Origin of the sequence: Rufibacter sediminis (assembly GCF_014269285.1) — a bacterium.
Taxonomy (GTDB): domain Bacteria; phylum Bacteroidota; class Bacteroidia; order Cytophagales; family Hymenobacteraceae; genus Nibribacter; species Nibribacter sediminis.
In genome coordinates, this window is record NZ_JACOAF010000020.1 from 52,487 (window position 1) to 69,306 (window position 16,820).

Consider the following 16,820-nt stretch of genomic DNA (forward strand, 5'->3'; position numbering starts at 1 on the left):
CTTTGCCGCTGCACTGACCCTATTCTAGTTTCAGGTACCGGATGACGCCGTTTTCCTGCTTGGTGCTCCACTTGATCAGGAACAAGCCCCGTCTAGTAGGATACATGTCTGTTTTGCCTTCCTTCTGGGCCGGGAACAGCGTAATGTCATACTTGTTAGATTCCGGCGTCACTTCTAAGGACCATTCGCGGTAGAGCTGGCCGGCCGTATTGAAGATAGCCAGATGCAGCACTTCTTTCTCGGTGGTATTGAAAAACAGGGTTGTCTCGTTGCCACCGGGGTTAGGGGCTATCTGCCGCACAAAGTTGGGACCGGCCACCTGCACCACTTCTGAGTACTCCTCTACTACCGTATTGGCCCTGATCAGGCGCAGGCGGTAATAATTGAGTACGGTGAGCGGGGAGGTATCCAGAAATTCATACGAGGTGGGCGTGGTAGAGGTGCCGCTGGCGGGCACGGTGCCAATGGTGGTGTACGTCTCCCCATCGGGGCTTCTTTCTACCGCAAAGGCCGTGATTCCGTTTTCCTGCTGCGTGGTCCACTGGAGCAATACCTGGTTGTTGACGGTCAGTTCCGCTTCCAGTTCAATCAACTCCACCGGAATGGCGCAGGCATTGGCGGGTTTGGGCTCCATGGGTTTCTCACCACAGGGGGAGGCCGTCCGGCTGCGTTCCATCACATAATTTCCACCGGCAATATCATTCTCGGGATTCAGGGTTCTGGACGATTGACCCCGGGCCACGGCATAGTGCATCACGGCCTTGGGCAGAATGAGGTGACTAAGCTGATGCCCGTGCCCTAACTCATGCACCACCACCGACTGGAAATCGAACTGCCGGTTGGTGGAGGCATCAGGGCCGTACTGCCAGTCACTGCGTTGCGCAAATTCCATGTCTATCTCGTCTACCCAGAAGTTGAGCACCGTGCCCGAGATACAGCCCCGGTACCGGCTAATGGTGCGGCCCAGCACGTTGGCGGGCAAATCATCGCTGGCGGTGGCAAACCGCACGGCATTGATGTTATCATCGGCGGTGTTCGCCACGGGGTTGTTGGAGACGGTATTCCAGTTGACGAACGTAGTGCAGGACCACTCGTTCATGGAGCGCTTGAAGGCATACAGCGCGGCGGTATTGGCCTCAAAGCTGGCCCCAAACCGGAACGTATAACCGCCCTGCCCGTTTTGTGAGATCAGCCGGGTCTGTACGCTTTGCTCCTCTATTTTACGCTCCTCGCTTTCATAACTGACATTGGAATGGGCAAAAATGATGTTCAGAGGACTGGCGGAGGTGGCGGTGTTAGGGTCATTGTTCACCACCCTGAAATCTCCAGTGCCGGCCGTACCGCCGTCTATTCCGTAGGAAGGTACTTTTACCCGGATCTGAGTATCTGACCAACCCAGATAATCGGTAGCCAGAGGCTTCACGAAGGTCTTGCCGCCATCATCAGAGTTCCGGAATTCTACATATCCGTTGCCCCGGGTGCTCCCGAAGTTGGTGCCGGTAATGGTGAGCACATCGCCGGTGCCAGCCCGGAGGCTTTTCGGGCTGAAATTATCAATAGTAGGGATGGAGCGCCGCTGGTTCTGGGTAGCGGGTTTGGGTTTCAGGGCGATGTCCAGGTCGGTGTTCGCCTTCACTGCCTTCAGTGTCCGGCCCGACAGTCTGGCCAGGGAGCCGTACACTTCCAGCGGAATGGAGGCGTATCTGGTGAATGGGTCTTTGGCGGTGCCCTCGGTTAACTGGTATTTGATGAAGCCCTGCGTACTGCCGAACACGGTGTACCCCGTCTTGGCCAATTTGGCTTTGGGAGATGGTTTAGGAGACTGTAGAAAGAAAACGCCCTGTTGTTCCTTCTTCAGGGAAAGCGTGGCGGAGTACACGTGCAGGTCCATATCTACCCTACCGCCCTCGGTGATGATCTCCACGGTAGTAGCGGTGGGCTCCCCCTTGAAGACTTTGTACACTTCTACCTGGCTGGCGGTGTAAATATTCTCGTGCTTCTCGTCCCAGAAAGAGCGCTGGCTGATCACTTTTCCTTCCACCACCACCTGGGCGGCTTGCACGCGTTCTTCCAGAGACAGCGGAATAAGTTGGCAGACATCCTGCGCCTGTACCCCAGGAGCCATCAAGAAACCCAACACCACCAACAGCAGCGAAGAGAGGTTCTTAGCGATGAAAGAAAAAGGACGAGTAAAGCTTTGTTTCATAAAAACAGTGAATAGAAAGTGCTGTGGGTAAACGCACGAACTCCGCCAGTGTCTGTAAGTTACTGGTGCCGCGGCACAGGTGCAACACAACTACGAATTATATAGCCCCAACGGTTGGCTGTACTCTCCTTTGCGCTAAAAAAATTGAGGCACTTACCTCTGAAAGATAAATGCCTCAAAAAGCTAAACAGAAACTACTTCGGGTTGAAAACGGGAAAGCCGCCGGACATATTGTGCCTACATGAAGATATATCGGTGATTTTAAGCTCTTTTCAGGAAAACAGGCTCAAAAAGAAAGTTGGCGTACGGCGGGTCTGGCGCGGCATTGAAGAGGGAGGGAGCAAGTGGAAACAGCAGCGCTATCCTCGTTCGCGAACGCGGGTCAGCTAGTAGATTATTTGTGCCGAGGTTTGATTTACGGGGAAGGGAACCCCACATAAGGAGAACAAGCCCTCTAAAAACAGAAAGATCCGGCTAGAGCAGCCAGATCCTTCTGTACAATACACAACAACTATTTCCCCTCCAAAACGGAAACATACAAGGTTTATTGTGCTCTCGCAAAAATTTATTTTCGGGTTTTAGGGGTGTTTTCCTGAAAACGGCCCCAAAGCTGCGGCTACTTCAATTTAGCGCCTTTCTGGGCGAACCACGGGTGCAGTTCCACCACCAACCGGCCTGCTTTCACCGCCGGATCGGCCTCGGTGAGGGCTTTCGCCTCTTCCATCGTCGCGACGTTGAAAATGAAAATCCCCCTGAATTCGCCGTCGTCCATGAAAGGCCCGGCCAGGGTCAGCTTGCCATCGGCGGCCATTTTGTTGATGTGCGCCATGTGGGCCTCCTGGATTTTCACCGAGGTCAAAGAGTCATGGCTGCGGTTGGGGCCTTTCTTCAGGAACGCCAGGTAGTAGAGCTTCATCTCGCCTTCGGCGGGTTCTTTCACCTGAGGGGCAGGAGATTCCTGGGCCTCGGGCTTACCCGGGGCTTTCTCCACGGTTTTGGCCGGTTTCCTGGCGGCGGGTTTTGTCTGAGCATGGGCAGTAGCGGCTCCCCAGCCGAGCGCGGCCACCAATAAGAAGTGTTTCACGTGCATAATTGAAAGGCTTGTTGTGTCTGTATTCGTACCGGTTCCTACGAGGGGCAGCTTTATCCGCTAAGGACCTCGTTCCCGGTCTCTCGCCCAATCATTCTCTCTGCGGGATAACGTCCCGCAGCGCGGCGGTTCTCTATTGGGAATATACCAATGTTTTCTCTAATATAGAGGAGTAAACCTCCGTTCCTGCGGATGCTTTTTCTGGCGATGGATAGCCACGCTGCAACTCAGCCCCAAACGGGCCTTTCCGAGAGATTGGCTTGCGGAAACCACCAGAAGGAAGCCCTAGTTTTGTAACGTTGGAATACCCCTTACGCCTCCGTGCAGATGCGGGGCGGGGGCAGCTATTACTTTTAACTATACTTGGTGAAACTAACGCCCGTAAACATGAATAGACCCTTTACGTTTATCTGGGTTGCTGCCCTGGCGGCGGTAACCGGCTGTACAACCAGCACACCAACCGCTTCACCGTCGGCGGCAACCAGTGCGGCCACTCAAACGCCCGCCGGGTCCGCCAAACCTTCCACCTCTATGTACCCGAAAACCGAGAAAATAAACCACACCGACACTTACCACGGCACCCAGGTCCCAGATCCGTACCGCTGGCTTGAAGCCGATACCGCCCAGAACGTAGCCGACTGGGTAAAAGCGCAGAACGATGTCACTTTTGATTATCTGGCCAAGATTCCGTTCCGGGAGCAGATCAAACAACGCCTCACGCAGCTCTGGAACTACCCCAAATATGGATCTCCGTTCCGCGAGGGAGACTATTACTACTTCTATAAAAACGACGGGTTGCAGAACCAGAGCGTGCTTTACCGCCAGAAAGGCCTGAACGGCACCCCAGAACTGTTCCTGGACCCCAACAAGCTCTCAGAAGACGGCACCACTTCCTTGGGCAGCCTCAACTTCAGCAAAGACGCCAAATACGCGGTCTACACCACTTCTACGGGCGGCTCTGACTGGCGCGATGCCTATGTGCTGGACGTGGCCACCGGCAAAAAGCTGTCCGATGAGCTGCACTGGATCAAATTCTCCGGCACCAGCTGGCACAAAGACGGGTTTTTCTACAGCCGTTACGCCGAGCCCACGCAAGGTTCCAAGATGGCCAACAAGAATGAGTACCACAAGGTCTACTACCACAAGGTAGGCACGCCGCAAAGCCAGGACCAACTCATCTGGGAAGACAAAGCGCACCCTTTGCGCCTTCTGTTCGCGGGCACCACCCAGGACGAGAAGTACCTTATCCTGACGGCCTCCGAAGGCACCAGCAACAACTCGCTCTACGTGAAAGACCTCACCAAACTCAACAGCCCCTTCGTGCCGCTGGTAGAGACCTTTGACAAAGAGTACGGCGTGGTGGAGAACATCGGGGACAAACTCATTGTGCTCACGAACCAGAATGCGCCCAAGTACAAGCTCGTGGAGATCGATCTCAAGAAACCACAGGCCTCCAACTGGAAAACGCTGGTGCCCGAGACCGACAATGTGCTGAACTATGCCTCGCTGGTGAACGGCCGCCTCCTCCTGAACTACATGAAAGACGCCGCCACCCTGGTGCGGGTGCATGACACCAGCGGCAAGTGGCTGCATGACGTGAACCTGCCCACCATTGGCACCGCCGACGGCTTCTCGGGGAAGAAGGAAGACAAGACCGTTTTCTACACCTTCACCTCCTACACGTACCCCACCACCATTTACCAGTATGACATCGCCTCCAATACATCTACCTTATTCCGGAAATCAGAGGTAGACGTGAACATGGAGGGCTACGAGACCAAACAGGTGTTCTACCCCAGCAAAGACGGCACCAAGGTGCCCATGTTCATCACCCACAAGAAAGGCCTGAAACTGGACGGCAACAACCCCACGTACCTGTACGCCTACGGCGGATTTAACACCTCCATGACCCCGGGGTTCAGCATCGCGCGCATGGTGTGGCTGGAGAACGGCGGCGTGTTTGCGGTGGCCAACATCCGGGGCGGCGGTGAGTACGGCGAGGCCTGGCACAAAGCGGGCATGACGCCCAACAAGCAGAACGTGTTTGACGACTTTATTGCGGCCGCCGAGTACCTGAGAGACCAGAAATACACCTCGCCGCAGAAACTGGCCATTGCCGGTGGCTCTAACGGCGGCCTGCTCATTGGCGCCGTGGCCAACCAGCGCCCCGATCTGTTCAAAGTAGCGCTGCCCGCGGTGGGCGTGATGGACATGCTGCGGTTTCATAAATTCACCATCGGGTGGGCCTGGGTGCCGGAATACGGCTCCTCTGATGACGCGGCGCAGTTCCAGAACCTGCTGAAATTCTCGCCTATCCACAACATTAAGGAGGGCGTGAGCTATCCGGCCACCCTGGTAACCACCGCCGACCATGATGACCGCGTGGTGCCGGCGCACTCGTTCAAGTACATTGCCACGCTGCAGGAGAAAGGCGCGGGGCCTAACCCGTACCTGATCAGGGTTGACGTGAAAGCCGGGCACGGGGCCGGGAAATCCACCACGGCCCAGATTGCCGAAGCCGCCGATGTCTGGTCCTTTGTGTACTACAACATGGGCGTGAATCCGTTCGCGGCGCAGTAGGTCTTTCCCTGCTTAATTTCTGCCTTTCGCCCCGTCGTTTCGCCTTTTGCCGCGAAACGATGGGGCTTTTTTATGCGCATCAGACCGTGTACCTTGCGGCCACTAGCCGACAGCATGGCTATAAAAACCTTGACTTTATGAGCTTAAGCATAAAAATCCGGAAAGGAACTGAGGCCGATCTGCCTGGCGCGCATGCCCTGATTGTGGAGCTGGCGGTTTACGAGAAAGCCCCTGACGAAGTCACCAACACGATAGAAGACATGCGCCGCGACGGCTTCGGGGAGAGGCCGATCTTTGAATTCTTCGTGGCCGATTCTGCCGAGGAGGGCATTGTGGGCATCGCGCTGTATTATACCGCCTATTCTACCTGGAAAGGAAAAATGCTGTACCTGGAAGATATTGTGGTCACGGAGCGCCTCCGCCGGCAGGGGCTGGGCCGGTTGCTGTTCAACGCCGTGGTGCAGACCGCCAAAGAGGAAAATTACAAACGCATGAAGTGGCAGGTACTGGAATGGAACGAGCCCGCCATCGGGTTCTACCGCAGCATTGGAGCCAACCTGGACGGCGAATGGATCAACTGCAACCTATCTCAGGAAGAACTCCACCGGTTCTAAACATCGGGTTTACACCCTAGCATCAGCTACACCTGCGGAGCGCATTTTAGGCCTATTATCCAAAAAACGGCCCCAAAACCTCCTGAAAGCAGTTTCTCCACAATGTAAAGAATACTCCTGCGCCCTGCCGGATAAAAGCAAAATACCCTGAAACCGAAGTCCGGTTTCAGGGTATTTTCATAAAAACGGGGCAGAAACAGATTAGCGTTGGCTGTCTGCTTATCCGCGAATCGCGCCCTATACTGGCAAAAGCTTCCTGAGCATTCCCGAGGTTCGCGCTGCGCCTATTCCACAACCTCCAGCACGGTCCGGAAAGACACGAACTGGCCGGGGTACTGGGCCTGCATTTTGGCCTGCATGGCCTTGTCATGCTCCCGATGGTACTCCAGCAGGTCATCCATGTGGCGGGCATAGTACTGGATGGCGTAGGTGGTGCCCCCGGTATCTTCCTCCTCCATCACTTTGGCCAGCTGAAACTTAATGAAGAAGGTAGTGGCCATCACCTCCGGAATATGGGTTTCCTGCATCCACTGGAGCCAGTCGGCGGCCACCCTGTTGTCTATGTTTACGGTCTCGTTGAAAAGAATCATGTGCGAAAATACTGCTTATCTTACTTGGCTAACAAGTAGTCTTACGAAATGGTGCCTGCTTTTGTAGAGGGGCTATTTTCTTATATTATTCTTATTGTGTAAGTTACGGGTAAGTGATCTAACAAAGAATACCCAATTAAATGAAGAAAATTTACCTGGTATTACTTGCCCTGGTGTTGGCTGCCTGTGAGAAAGAGGAGGAGACTGCTCCGTTAGAATATCCCTCTACGTACACTTCGGCTTATTTAGAGAGTACCTCTAAGATAAGGGTTTTTACCCGCCAAGGGGAAGTCACAGACCCGCAGGTCATCAGCAAGTTTGCGCGGAGATATGGAGAGTCCTTTCTATTTGAAAACGGCTATAAAGAGAATGTGCTGGTGGGGCTTGTAGACTCTCTACGCATCATTTCAGCTGGAAATGCTCAATTAAAGAGAGCTTCTTTGCACAATTGGACCGATTTCTCTCTTGTGAAGAAGGGAAAGGATTTGGAGTTGGTGGGAAAAGATACCATTACCTATGTAGGTGCGGAATGGAACAGAAGCCAAGATGAGTATCTCTTCAGGCTCTCCAATGCTTTCTACCTACATCCCTATGCTTACCGTGAGCCCCTTTCTGTTCCCTCGCAAAGTTTTATCTACCGGTATTTGACTACAATGGTGGCACAAATCACCAATGGGCAGCTGCATTTCCCTAGGTTGAATTATGTTTTAGTGCAGTATGACTACCTCAATGGGCAATATAGCCCCAGGAGCTACACCAAGATTAGCGGAGTAAACAATGTCTTGCAGGAGCGCCCAGATGTAAGTCAGTTAAAAGCCGGTGATTCTATCGCCTTTCAATCATTTCGCCTCGCCTTTGAAAGAAAATGACGCTACTGTTCTGCTGCCAGGGCGTGGGTAACTAGAACGGCGCTGTCAGTGATAAGCCATCTGCTTAGGGGCCGTTTTCAGGAAAACGGCCCCTAAACTTTACTCTACATAGTCCAGCTCTTTGCCGTAGCTCTCTGGTAAGGTTAAGATGGCCGCCAGCGCAATGACCAGCGCTATTACTCCCAGTACCCCGGCCGTCAGTAACAAGCCCCACTCTTCTTTGTAGGCGCTAAACATAAGGGTGAACGGCACAACGGCACCGCGTACAAAGTTAGGCACCGTAGTAGTAGCCGTGGCCCTGATGTTGGTACCGAACTGTTCTGCCGCAATGGTCACAAACATGGCCCAATAGCCACTGGCAAAGCCCAGGGCGCAGCATAACACGTAGAAATAGGTCTCACTGGCACCATGGGCGAACAGGTAAAGGAGAATGGCGAGCGCCAGCAAGAAGAGAAAGAGTATTACGGCACGTTTCCGGCTTTGCAGCTTTTGGCTTAGTAACCCGCTGGCCACGTCTCCCAAACTCAACCCGAAATAAGAGAAACCGATGGCCTTGGCCGTTGAAATGGCCACGGGCACGCCCAATGCCTGGCCAAACTCGGGCGAGAACGTGATGAGCACGCCAATCACAAACCAGATAGGAACTCCCACTAAGATACATTTCACGTATTTCAGGAAGCGGGCACCATTGGTAAAGAGACTCAGGAAATTGCCCCGTGCTACGTCTTGCTGCTGCGTGCGCGCAAACATACCTGACTCGTACACCCCAATCCGGAGCAGCAAGAGGAGCAGACCTAAGCCGCCGCCCACAAAATAGGCCGTCCGCCAGTGGAAGTATTCCCCGATGATGCCCGCCAGAATAGCCCCCGAGATACCCACCGAGGCCACGATGGTAGTACCATAACCCCGCTTCTCCTTCGGCAGGACTTCTGACACCAGCGTGATACCGGCTCCCAGCTCCCCGGCCAGCCCAACCCCCGCAATGAACCTCAGCCAGGCGTACGCCTCCAGGCTGGAGACAAACCCGTTTGCAATGTTCGCGGAAGAGTACAAGAAAATAGAACCAAATAACACGGAGATCCGCCCTTTCTTATCGCCCAGAATACCCCAGAAAATACCGCCCAGCAACATACCCGTCATTTGCATATTTATCAGACGGACCCCATCCTCCAGCAAGGCCGCCGAGTCGGTCACGCCCAGGTCGCGCAGGCTGGCGATCCGCACAATACTGAAAAGCACCAGGTCATATATGTCTACAAAGTAGCCTAAAGCGGCCACAATAACCGCCGTGTTTAAGAGTTTACTTGTAGAAGCCGAAGAAGTAGTGGTTTGCATGGGCCGGGCAGAAGAGATAGACGATCATTACCAATAGGAAGATTTTGCACTTTTGATATAAATCTTCAAATATGACCGGAATTCGATAAATTATTTAAGAACAGACGGTTAGGATTGGGCGAGGATTTACCCCGTTTCGTCGGAATCTTGATAAAGATCATATTCTACTCTAAAAAAAAGTTCTACTTTTGTTAAAGTTCTGCAACCTTCATCATATGAGCACGTATAAAAGCGCTTTTATTTACTTCTTCTTACTTCTGGTTTCAACCGTTTCTTTCATTGAAACCGGCGCTTGTGCTTCACTTGAACCTCAAAGCAAATCGTTACTCTGGAAGGTAAGCGGCAAAGGCATCAAGACCTCTTATCTCTACGGCACCTTCCACCTGGTTCCCAAAGATCAGTTTGCTTTGCCTAGTAAGGTAAAACAAAAATTAGTGAAATCCCAGACCGTGATTTTTGAGGTAGACCTGGACAGCCCCAAGCTGAGCCGCCTTCTTTCCAAGACCATGCGCATGAACCAGCCGCTGGAGTCTTTGATGACTGCGCAGGAGTATAACCTGCTGGCCAACTTTGTGGAAGACTCTCTGGAGCGCAACATGCAGCAGTACCGGTTTATCAAGCCAGGTTTCCTGGGTCAGTTGCTGTTGTACCCTAAATTACTGGGCTACAGCCCTGAGTCTTATGACCTGGCTTTGCTGGACATGGCCAAGAAATGGCACAAGTCTATTTATGTGCTGGAAACCCCAGAGGAGCAGGTGGCCCTTTTTGACCAATCTACCCTGGAAGTTCAGACCAGCCAACTGCTCAACAACGTGAAGCAGTTTGATAAACAGCGGAAACTGATGAAGAACCTGCTGAGCCTTTACCAACAAGAAGATTTAGACGGTCTCTATTCCCTGATCACCTCGCAGGAAGACGCCAAAGGATCAAACAACCTGCTGCTGGATGAGCGTAACCACAAATGGTTGGCGCCTATGGTAGACATGATGAAGAAAAGTCCGTCATTCGTGGCCGTGGGAGCCGCCCACTTAGCCGGAGAGGAAGGGCTCATCCAGTTGCTTCGCGCCCAAGGCTACAAAGTAGAGCCCGTTCAGGAATAGGCCTCCAACCCCAAGATACGTAAAAGCGCGGGCCCGTCTCATTTGGTTGACACGGGCCCGCGCTTTTGTGGTGTATAGATCTTCCCGTTTCAGGGCTGTTTTCAGGAAAGGAGTCGATAAACAGAAGTGGCTGTTTTCCGAAAACCTACCCAGCTTAGTTGGCGAAGCATGCACGGAAAACACGGTAAATAGAAAAAGGCGCAAGAGGTGTTTCCTGCGCCTTTTTCTGAAAAGAGGTCAAAAACCCAAAGCGGCTTACCCGAGACTTTTACCCGATGGGCACCACCACTTTGATGCTCACGTTGCGGCCCATGTTGTACACACCCATTCGGCCGGTGGCGGGGTTCTCCGGGGCGTACTTCAAGCGGCTCAGGTGGCTTTGGTAGGCTTTATCCAGCACGTTGTTGGCGATGAGGTACACCGAGAGCCTAGTTTTCCCGGCGGCATTGGCGAAGTTTCCGCCTAGCCCAAGGTTAAGCAAGCTGTAGCCCGGCGTGGGCATTTCCGTGCCGAAGGCGCTGTACACGTTATCCTGCTCAAAGTAGGTTTCCAGCTCTGCCTTGGCGTACCAGTTTCTGATGTAAGCACCCGCTTTGGGGAAACTGACGCGCAATTCAGTATCTAGCCGGGGGGCGGGGGTGAACGGCAGGTGCTTCATTTCTGCCGGTACGTTCTTCTGAATAGACTTCACCCAGGAAAAGGAGTTCTCTAGATGCAGCCAATCCAGCGGGTGCGGATGGATATCCATCGTGAATTCGCCGCCGTACACGTAAGCATCGCCCTGCACATATTTAAAGGTAGGAGCCAGATCATCTTCGTCGCCGGAGAGGGAGTCTCCGCCTAACACGCTGGTCAGTTTCTGCGCGAAGATGTAGTTCTGGATGTTGTTCCGGAAACCGTTTACGCCCAGGGTCACGTGTTTGCTGTCATAGGTCAGGCCGGCATCGGCCTGTAAACTGGTCTCGGCTTTCAGGGCGGTGTTGCCTACCTCGTACCGGAACGTGCCTTCGTGCCGACCATTGGAGGCCAGCTCCGCGATGTTGGGTGACCGGAACCCTCGCGCCACATTTGCTTTTACGCTCAGATTATCGGTGAGGCTATACGTGGCGCCCACGCTTCCCGAGACGTTGGAGAAGGTAGTGGTGAAGGGATTGAATTTGGTCTCGGCGGCTTCCTCGGGGTTGGCGGTGAACGCATCCTCGTCGGTCATAAACAACGCATCTGATTTGATTCTCCGGTAATCATAGCGCAGCCCGCCGCTCAGGTGCAACGGCCCGAACTCTCGTTTAATAAACGCGAACACGCCCGCATCCCACAGCCGGTATTCCGGAATAATGACTTCCTCGCCTTCGTTGCGGTTCTGCTGCACCATGCCGTTTACGCCCACGGTGGGCTCCCAGGCTCCCCAGTGCGGCAAGAAATACTTCACGTCATAATTGAAGGTGCGCAGACGCATGGCCAGTTCCTCTTCCTCAGTATCTACTGGGTTGCCGTACTCGCGGCGAAGGTTCTGCTGCCAGGCCAGGTTGAACGTGAGGCGCGAATTGTCAAACACCAGGTTGTTCTGCGAAGCTACCCGGAAATGGTTGATGCGCTGCTGCGGAATGCCAATACCATAGCCTTTCAAGTCCTCCTCGGTGGCGGTTTCTTCTTCGGCTTCGCCGTTGCGGTTCACCAGTTTCAGGAAGTTGCCGTTCTCATCGCGCTCACCTTCCACCAGGCCCACCGTCTGGTTAAAGGTACTGAACGCCAAATGCGAGTAGCCCCAGCTTTTGTTCAGGCCCACGTAGCCGTTCGCGTTCGTTTCCCTAAAGCCCGAGTTATACACGCGGCCGTCATAGTCATTGCGGTAGTTGCCCGCTACTTTCTGGCTCAGGCGCGCGGCCCAGTTAAAGCCGTTCAGGTTGCCCGCGTTGTAGGCCGAGTACCCCAGCAGGTTGTTGTTGGTCTGGTAATTGGTAGAAACGTTCCCGATGACCTTGCCTTCTTCAATGGGGTCTGGCGTGAGGAAGTTGATGACCCCGGCAATGCCGTCTGAGCCGTACATCAGACTGCCCGGGCCTTTCACCACCTCGGCACGGTCTACGGAGTACTCGTCAATCTCAATGCCGTGCTCGTCGCCCCACTGCTGCCCTTCCTGCTTGATGCCGTCGTTGAGGGTGATGATGCGGTTGAAGCTCAGGCCCCGGATGACCGGCTTGGAAATGCCCGCCCCCGTGGAAATCTGCGCTACGCCCGGCGTTTTGGCGATGGCGTCAATCACGTTGGTGGCGCTGCCCCGGTCCAGTTGCTCCCGGCCCACCACCGTGGTAGGCACCGGATTCAAGCGGGCTTCAGTAGAAGAAGAAACCCCCGTGACCACCACCGCCCGCACTTCCGTCACCGAAGGCGCCAGGGCAAAATTAGCCGTTACCGCCCCGTTAATGGTAATGGCCTGCACTTTGGTCACGTACCCGATGTAACGGACCTCGGTTAGGAAGCGGCCTTTGGGCAGTCCTTGCAGTTGGTATTGGCCATTCACATCCGTAGTGACGGCGCGTTTTAAGTCCGTTAAATACAAAGTGGCCCCAATCAAGGGGCTAGCGGTTTGGGCATCGGTGATGGTGCCGGAAAGGGAATTGTTGCTCTGGGCCAGCGTGCTTCCGAAGGAAAACAGCAAGCCTATCAAAAGAAAAAATCTTTGGAAAGCCATGAAGGTGGGTTTAAGAAAATAGGAGTCCGCCGTCAGCGCGGGCGCAATGTAAAGGCGCACCATCAGCAGACAGAGACATCGAAATGAAGACTCAGCAATAGCCACCCCTTGCGCCGCGTACAGCACCAGGAATGTTCTGAAAAAGGAAAATGGAAAGGATTAGGCCACCGCCGGCGGACCGCGCGGAGAAGCGGTGTGCGGATAACTGAACTTCCAGATGAAGGCGTAGCCAGCCTGGTAACTATCTGCCAGCGGAAGCGGAGCCGAGAACGCCACAATGGTTTCCGAAGATTGGAAAGGCGCATCAAACAGCTCGGCGGTAGGGCAGTGCGTGTGCTTTTTCTCTAAGTGCGGCCGGTTCTCATCATGGGCTTTGTCTTCTGAGTGCGCGTGGGCGTGCAGGGCCACCAGCACCTTTTCAGGTACCATCACCCGCAAAAACAGCAGGAGCAAAAGGTAGGCACTTAGGTTCCGAAGATTCCGCACAGCAAGAGGAGTGTCTACAAATATAAGCTAAATCCTTAATTCTTGGCTATCTAGAAAATCTGAGCCTGGAGAGGCGGAAAGTCGTTTCGAGCCTGTTTTTCTGAAAACAGCCTCAAAACAGGAATGGGCGGGTTGCTACAATAAAAGAGCCGCCTCAATTGAGACGGCTCCTGGTGGTTAAAATGGGAAGCTAGCCAACGGCTTTCTTCTTAGTGGTCATGGCCCGAGGGGTGAATCTCAAAGGTGACGTTGAGGTCATCTGAGCCCCCGGCAAAACGGTAGTCTGGGTTGTTCCATTGCGCGGCGGCCGCGTGGGCTTTGTCCAGACCGTGGCGCAGCACCACTTTCAGGTCAAAAGAACCGTCATCGGCTTTCAGGACTTCAAAGCGGCCCTTCAGCCCGATGCCGCGGCCATTAACGTCTTTGTCTTCATAGGTATAGGCCAGGTAATCTGGCTTGGACGGGATAAAGAAGAACTGGTGCTCGTCTCCGGCGTCAATGAATTCCTGGTTCAACGACTTGCCGTTGCGCTGTACATCTATAAACAGGCGGTAATGCGCGTGTTCCTCCAGATGTACGTGGTGCGGCGATACGGTACCGTCTTTGGCCACGGTCACTTTCACGGTGTCGGTGGTTTGGTGGTAATGGTTGTGGTCGCCGTGAGGCTCCACTTCCAGTTCAATGAAATGGAACTTCACGCCGTCAAACTCTTCCTGCGGAACTTCGGGCTCCGGGTCATCAGAAGAACAGGCGGTGAAGAACAGAGAAGTGCCCAAAGCGGCAATGGTTAAAAACGAACGGAATAACTTGTTCATGGTCTTTTTGAGATTTTGAGGTTAAAAATGCTTTTGTAAATGGGTTAGAACCGCCAGGTAAGCCGGGCCGTGAAGTTGCGACCGGTGTCATGGGCATAGTACCTAAAGCGGTTCATGTACTCTTTGTAAAGGGTGTTGGTGAGGTTATTCACCGATAAATGGAGGCCCAGTGCGTGTTCGCCCAGCTTCCATTGGGTGCCCGCGTTCAGGTGCAGCAGATGATACCCGGCAGGCGGGGGCGCGAAGTCACTGCCCACGGTGTAGCGGTGCTGCCGCGCGGTCCACTGTGACTGCACTTGTAGATAGGTGTCTTTGAAGGTTGCGTTCCCCTCCGGTTTCCAGCTCAGGCTGTTCTCCAGCCGGTCCGTAGGAATCCAGGGCAGGTATTGGTCTTGCCGCAGGTTGGTGGCCCGCACCAGTGAGCCTTTCAGCTCGTAGCGGAGGCGTTTCCAGAAATCATACTGCAAAGACACGTCACTGCCCCAGAAGCGGGCATCGGTTTGCCGGTACTGGAACGTGGGGAAAGACCCGCGCAGGCTCTCATAAAATCCGCCCGATGGATCCAAATAAATGTAGTCCTGAATGTGGTTGATATAACCGGTGACCTCCAGCTGAAGTTGGTTGGCATGGTACTCCAGCGTGTTGGTCCACTTGTAGCTCTTCTCACTTTGCAGCGTAACATCTCCGGTTTCATAACTGGCGGTGCCGTGGTGCAGGCCGTTGCTGTACAACTCATTCACCACGGGCGGGCGCCAGGCAGAGCCCACGTTGGTCCGGATGGTCCAGGCGGGGTGCAGGTGCAGCGCGCCACCCAAAGAACCCGTCACGTTGTGGAACCGCCGGATGCCGCCGTAGGCCTCCGCGTTGTCATAGTAGCCGCGCGCGTTCACGTACTTGTAGTCATAGCGCGCCCCGGCCTCCAGTTCCCAGTTTTCCTGGATGAACTTGCCAATGAGGTAGCCCCCGCCGGCATAGCTGTCATAGTTGGGAATAAGCGGAATAGCGCCCGTACCCGGCACGTTGTTGTTAATCTGCAACATCCCGTTCAGGCCCGTGGTGATTTTCAGGCCATTTTGATAGAGTTTGTCATAGGCCACGTCCAGGGTTTGGGTGGTGAGCTCCATGTCCAGAGACGGTACGCTGCGGTACTCGCCCCGCCGGATGTCAAACTCCTGCCGTTGATTCAGCTGCAGACCATACACTACGTCCAGGTTTTCGCCCTCGCTCAGGTGCAGGTGGCCTTTGGCTTTGAGCAGATGATGGTCTATCTGCTGCCGGGGCACGCCTATCCCGTAAGAGAAAGCACCGTCCTCCAACGGACGTTCCGCCGAAATACGGGTCATCAAATCTTCCAGACTGCCAATGTGCGCGCCCTTGAAAATCCCCAACTCCGTCTGGAAGCGGCTGTAGAAAAGCTCGGCACCTATTTTCTCAGAGGTATAGCCCAGCGCCGCCGAATAGTTGACTTCCCGTAACCCGGTGTTCTCCAGGTAGTAATCGGCGGTTTTGAGGTTACCGGCTTTCTTGAGCGTTCCCTGTACGCGCCAGCCCAGCCCCGGCACTTGCTTCAGCCCGCCGTGGAGCATGCCGGACACCGTGCCGCTGCGGCCGTTGCTGGCCCCGGCGGTGGTCAGCTCGCCGTGCAGTTCGGGCGTGGAAGGCAGGGCCGGAGGCTCCACCAGCACCACGCCGCCAATGGCCTCGGGGCCGTACCGCACGGCTTCCGCGCCTTTCACCACGGTGAGCCGCTGGGCAATAAACGGGTCAATCTCCGGGGCGTGCTCGGCGCCCCATTGCTGGCCTTCCTGCCGGATGCCGTTGTTCAGCGTGAGAATGCGGTTGCTGTGCAGTCCATGGATGACAGGTTTGGCAATGGTACCGCCCGTCTGCAACATGGTCACGCCCGCCACGGTGCTCAGCGCCTGCGCCAGCGAGCCGCCTTTGGTTCTTTCCAGCGCCTGTCCGCTCAGGGTGGAGCCCGTAGTGGCCCCCGCGGTTGGCAGTTGGTGCCCGGTCACTTCCACCGCTTTCAGCAGGGTAGCATCGGCGTGCAGCGCAAAGTCCATGGTTTCAGCCGTGGCTCTGAGCCGCTTCTGCCGCTTTTCGGGCGTATAGCCCACATAAGACACCACGAGCTGGTAGGTGCCTGGGCAAAGCCCCGTGAACTGGTAGCGGCCTTGGGCGTTGGTACTGGTGGCGTGCGGGGTGCCCTCTAGCTGAACGGTGGCGCCCACCAAAGGAGTCCGCTGGTCACGGTCGGTGAGGAGGCCAGACAGGGTAAGCCCGCACGGTGCCACCCCAGAGGCTGCGGTCGGCGCATAAGCGGGCTGAGCCCATCCTACAGACAAGGACAGCCAGACGCACAGCACCAGCCACGCCGAATAGGAAAGATATTCGCGCAATTGGGTAAGAATAAAGAATGGAAAATAAATGGGCGGGTGCC

The 16,820-nt window shown here is 54.7% G+C and carries 12 protein-coding genes; 4 read left to right on the forward strand and 8 right to left on the reverse strand.

Annotated features, from left to right (window positions below; genetic code table 11):
* Positions 1-19: 19 nt before the first annotated feature.
* Positions 20-2,206, reverse strand: coding sequence for an IPT/TIG domain-containing protein (locus tag H7U12_RS06960; RefSeq protein ID WP_186635059.1), 2,187 nt, complete (start codon positions 2,204-2,206; stop codon positions 20-22).
* 616 nt (positions 2,207-2,822) lie between these two features.
* Positions 2,823-3,290 carry a YciI family protein gene (locus H7U12_RS06965; RefSeq protein WP_317170752.1) on the reverse strand — a complete coding sequence of 156 codons (468 nt, stop codon included), beginning with the start codon at positions 3,288-3,290 and terminating at the stop codon, positions 2,823-2,825.
* A 393-nt stretch (positions 3,291-3,683) separates the two neighbouring features.
* On the opposite strand from H7U12_RS06965, the gene H7U12_RS06970 reads away from it, so the two are divergent.
* Positions 3,684-5,876, forward strand: coding sequence for a prolyl oligopeptidase family serine peptidase (locus tag H7U12_RS06970; RefSeq protein ID WP_186635065.1), 2,193 nt, complete (start codon positions 3,684-3,686; stop codon positions 5,874-5,876).
* 137 nt (positions 5,877-6,013) lie between these two features.
* Positions 6,014-6,490, forward strand: a complete 477-nt coding sequence (locus H7U12_RS06975; protein ID WP_186635068.1) for a GNAT family N-acetyltransferase — start codon at positions 6,014-6,016, stop codon at positions 6,488-6,490.
* A gap of 284 nt (positions 6,491-6,774) precedes the next feature.
* Here H7U12_RS06975 and H7U12_RS06980 read toward each other — a convergent pair whose 3' ends face one another.
* A complete protein-coding gene (locus tag H7U12_RS06980) occupies positions 6,775-7,080 on the reverse strand; it encodes a DUF4286 family protein (protein WP_186635071.1) in 306 nt (101 codons plus the stop codon).
* Between the two features lie 140 nt (positions 7,081-7,220).
* Between H7U12_RS06980 and H7U12_RS06985 the strand changes: the two genes are divergently transcribed.
* Positions 7,221-7,949 carry a hypothetical protein gene (locus H7U12_RS06985; RefSeq protein ID WP_186635074.1) on the forward strand — a complete coding sequence of 243 codons (729 nt, stop codon included), beginning with the start codon at positions 7,221-7,223 and terminating at the stop codon, positions 7,947-7,949.
* A gap of 99 nt (positions 7,950-8,048) precedes the next feature.
* Here the strand turns inward: H7U12_RS06985 and H7U12_RS06990 are convergent, their stop codons facing one another.
* Entirely contained in the window at positions 8,049-9,284 is a 1,236-nt protein-coding gene (locus H7U12_RS06990; RefSeq protein ID WP_186635077.1) for an MFS transporter, read from the reverse strand.
* Positions 9,285-9,499: 215 nt separating this feature from the next.
* On the opposite strand from H7U12_RS06990, the gene H7U12_RS06995 reads away from it, so the two are divergent.
* Positions 9,500-10,384 (forward strand): TraB/GumN family protein, encoded by an 885-nt coding sequence (locus tag H7U12_RS06995; protein WP_186635080.1) that lies wholly within the window; start codon positions 9,500-9,502, stop codon positions 10,382-10,384.
* Between the two features lie 268 nt (positions 10,385-10,652).
* On the opposite strand, the gene H7U12_RS07000 is transcribed toward H7U12_RS06995, so the two are convergent.
* From H7U12_RS07000 to H7U12_RS07015, 4 genes are all read right to left on the reverse strand, one after another.
* Complete coding sequence (locus tag H7U12_RS07000; protein ID WP_186635083.1) at positions 10,653-13,076, reverse strand: TonB-dependent receptor; 2,424 nt, start codon at positions 13,074-13,076, stop codon at positions 10,653-10,655.
* A gap of 159 nt (positions 13,077-13,235) precedes the next feature.
* Positions 13,236-13,529 carry a hypothetical protein gene (locus H7U12_RS07005; RefSeq protein ID WP_241749208.1) on the reverse strand — a complete coding sequence of 98 codons (294 nt, stop codon included), beginning with the start codon at positions 13,527-13,529 and terminating at the stop codon, positions 13,236-13,238.
* Positions 13,530-13,771: 242 nt separating this feature from the next.
* A complete protein-coding gene (locus tag H7U12_RS07010) occupies positions 13,772-14,377 on the reverse strand; it encodes a hypothetical protein (protein ID WP_186635086.1) in 606 nt (201 codons plus the stop codon).
* Positions 14,378-14,421: 44 nt separating this feature from the next.
* Positions 14,422-16,779, reverse strand: coding sequence for a TonB-dependent receptor (locus H7U12_RS07015; protein WP_186635089.1), 2,358 nt, complete (start codon positions 16,777-16,779; stop codon positions 14,422-14,424).
* Positions 16,780-16,820: the final 41 nt, after the last annotated feature.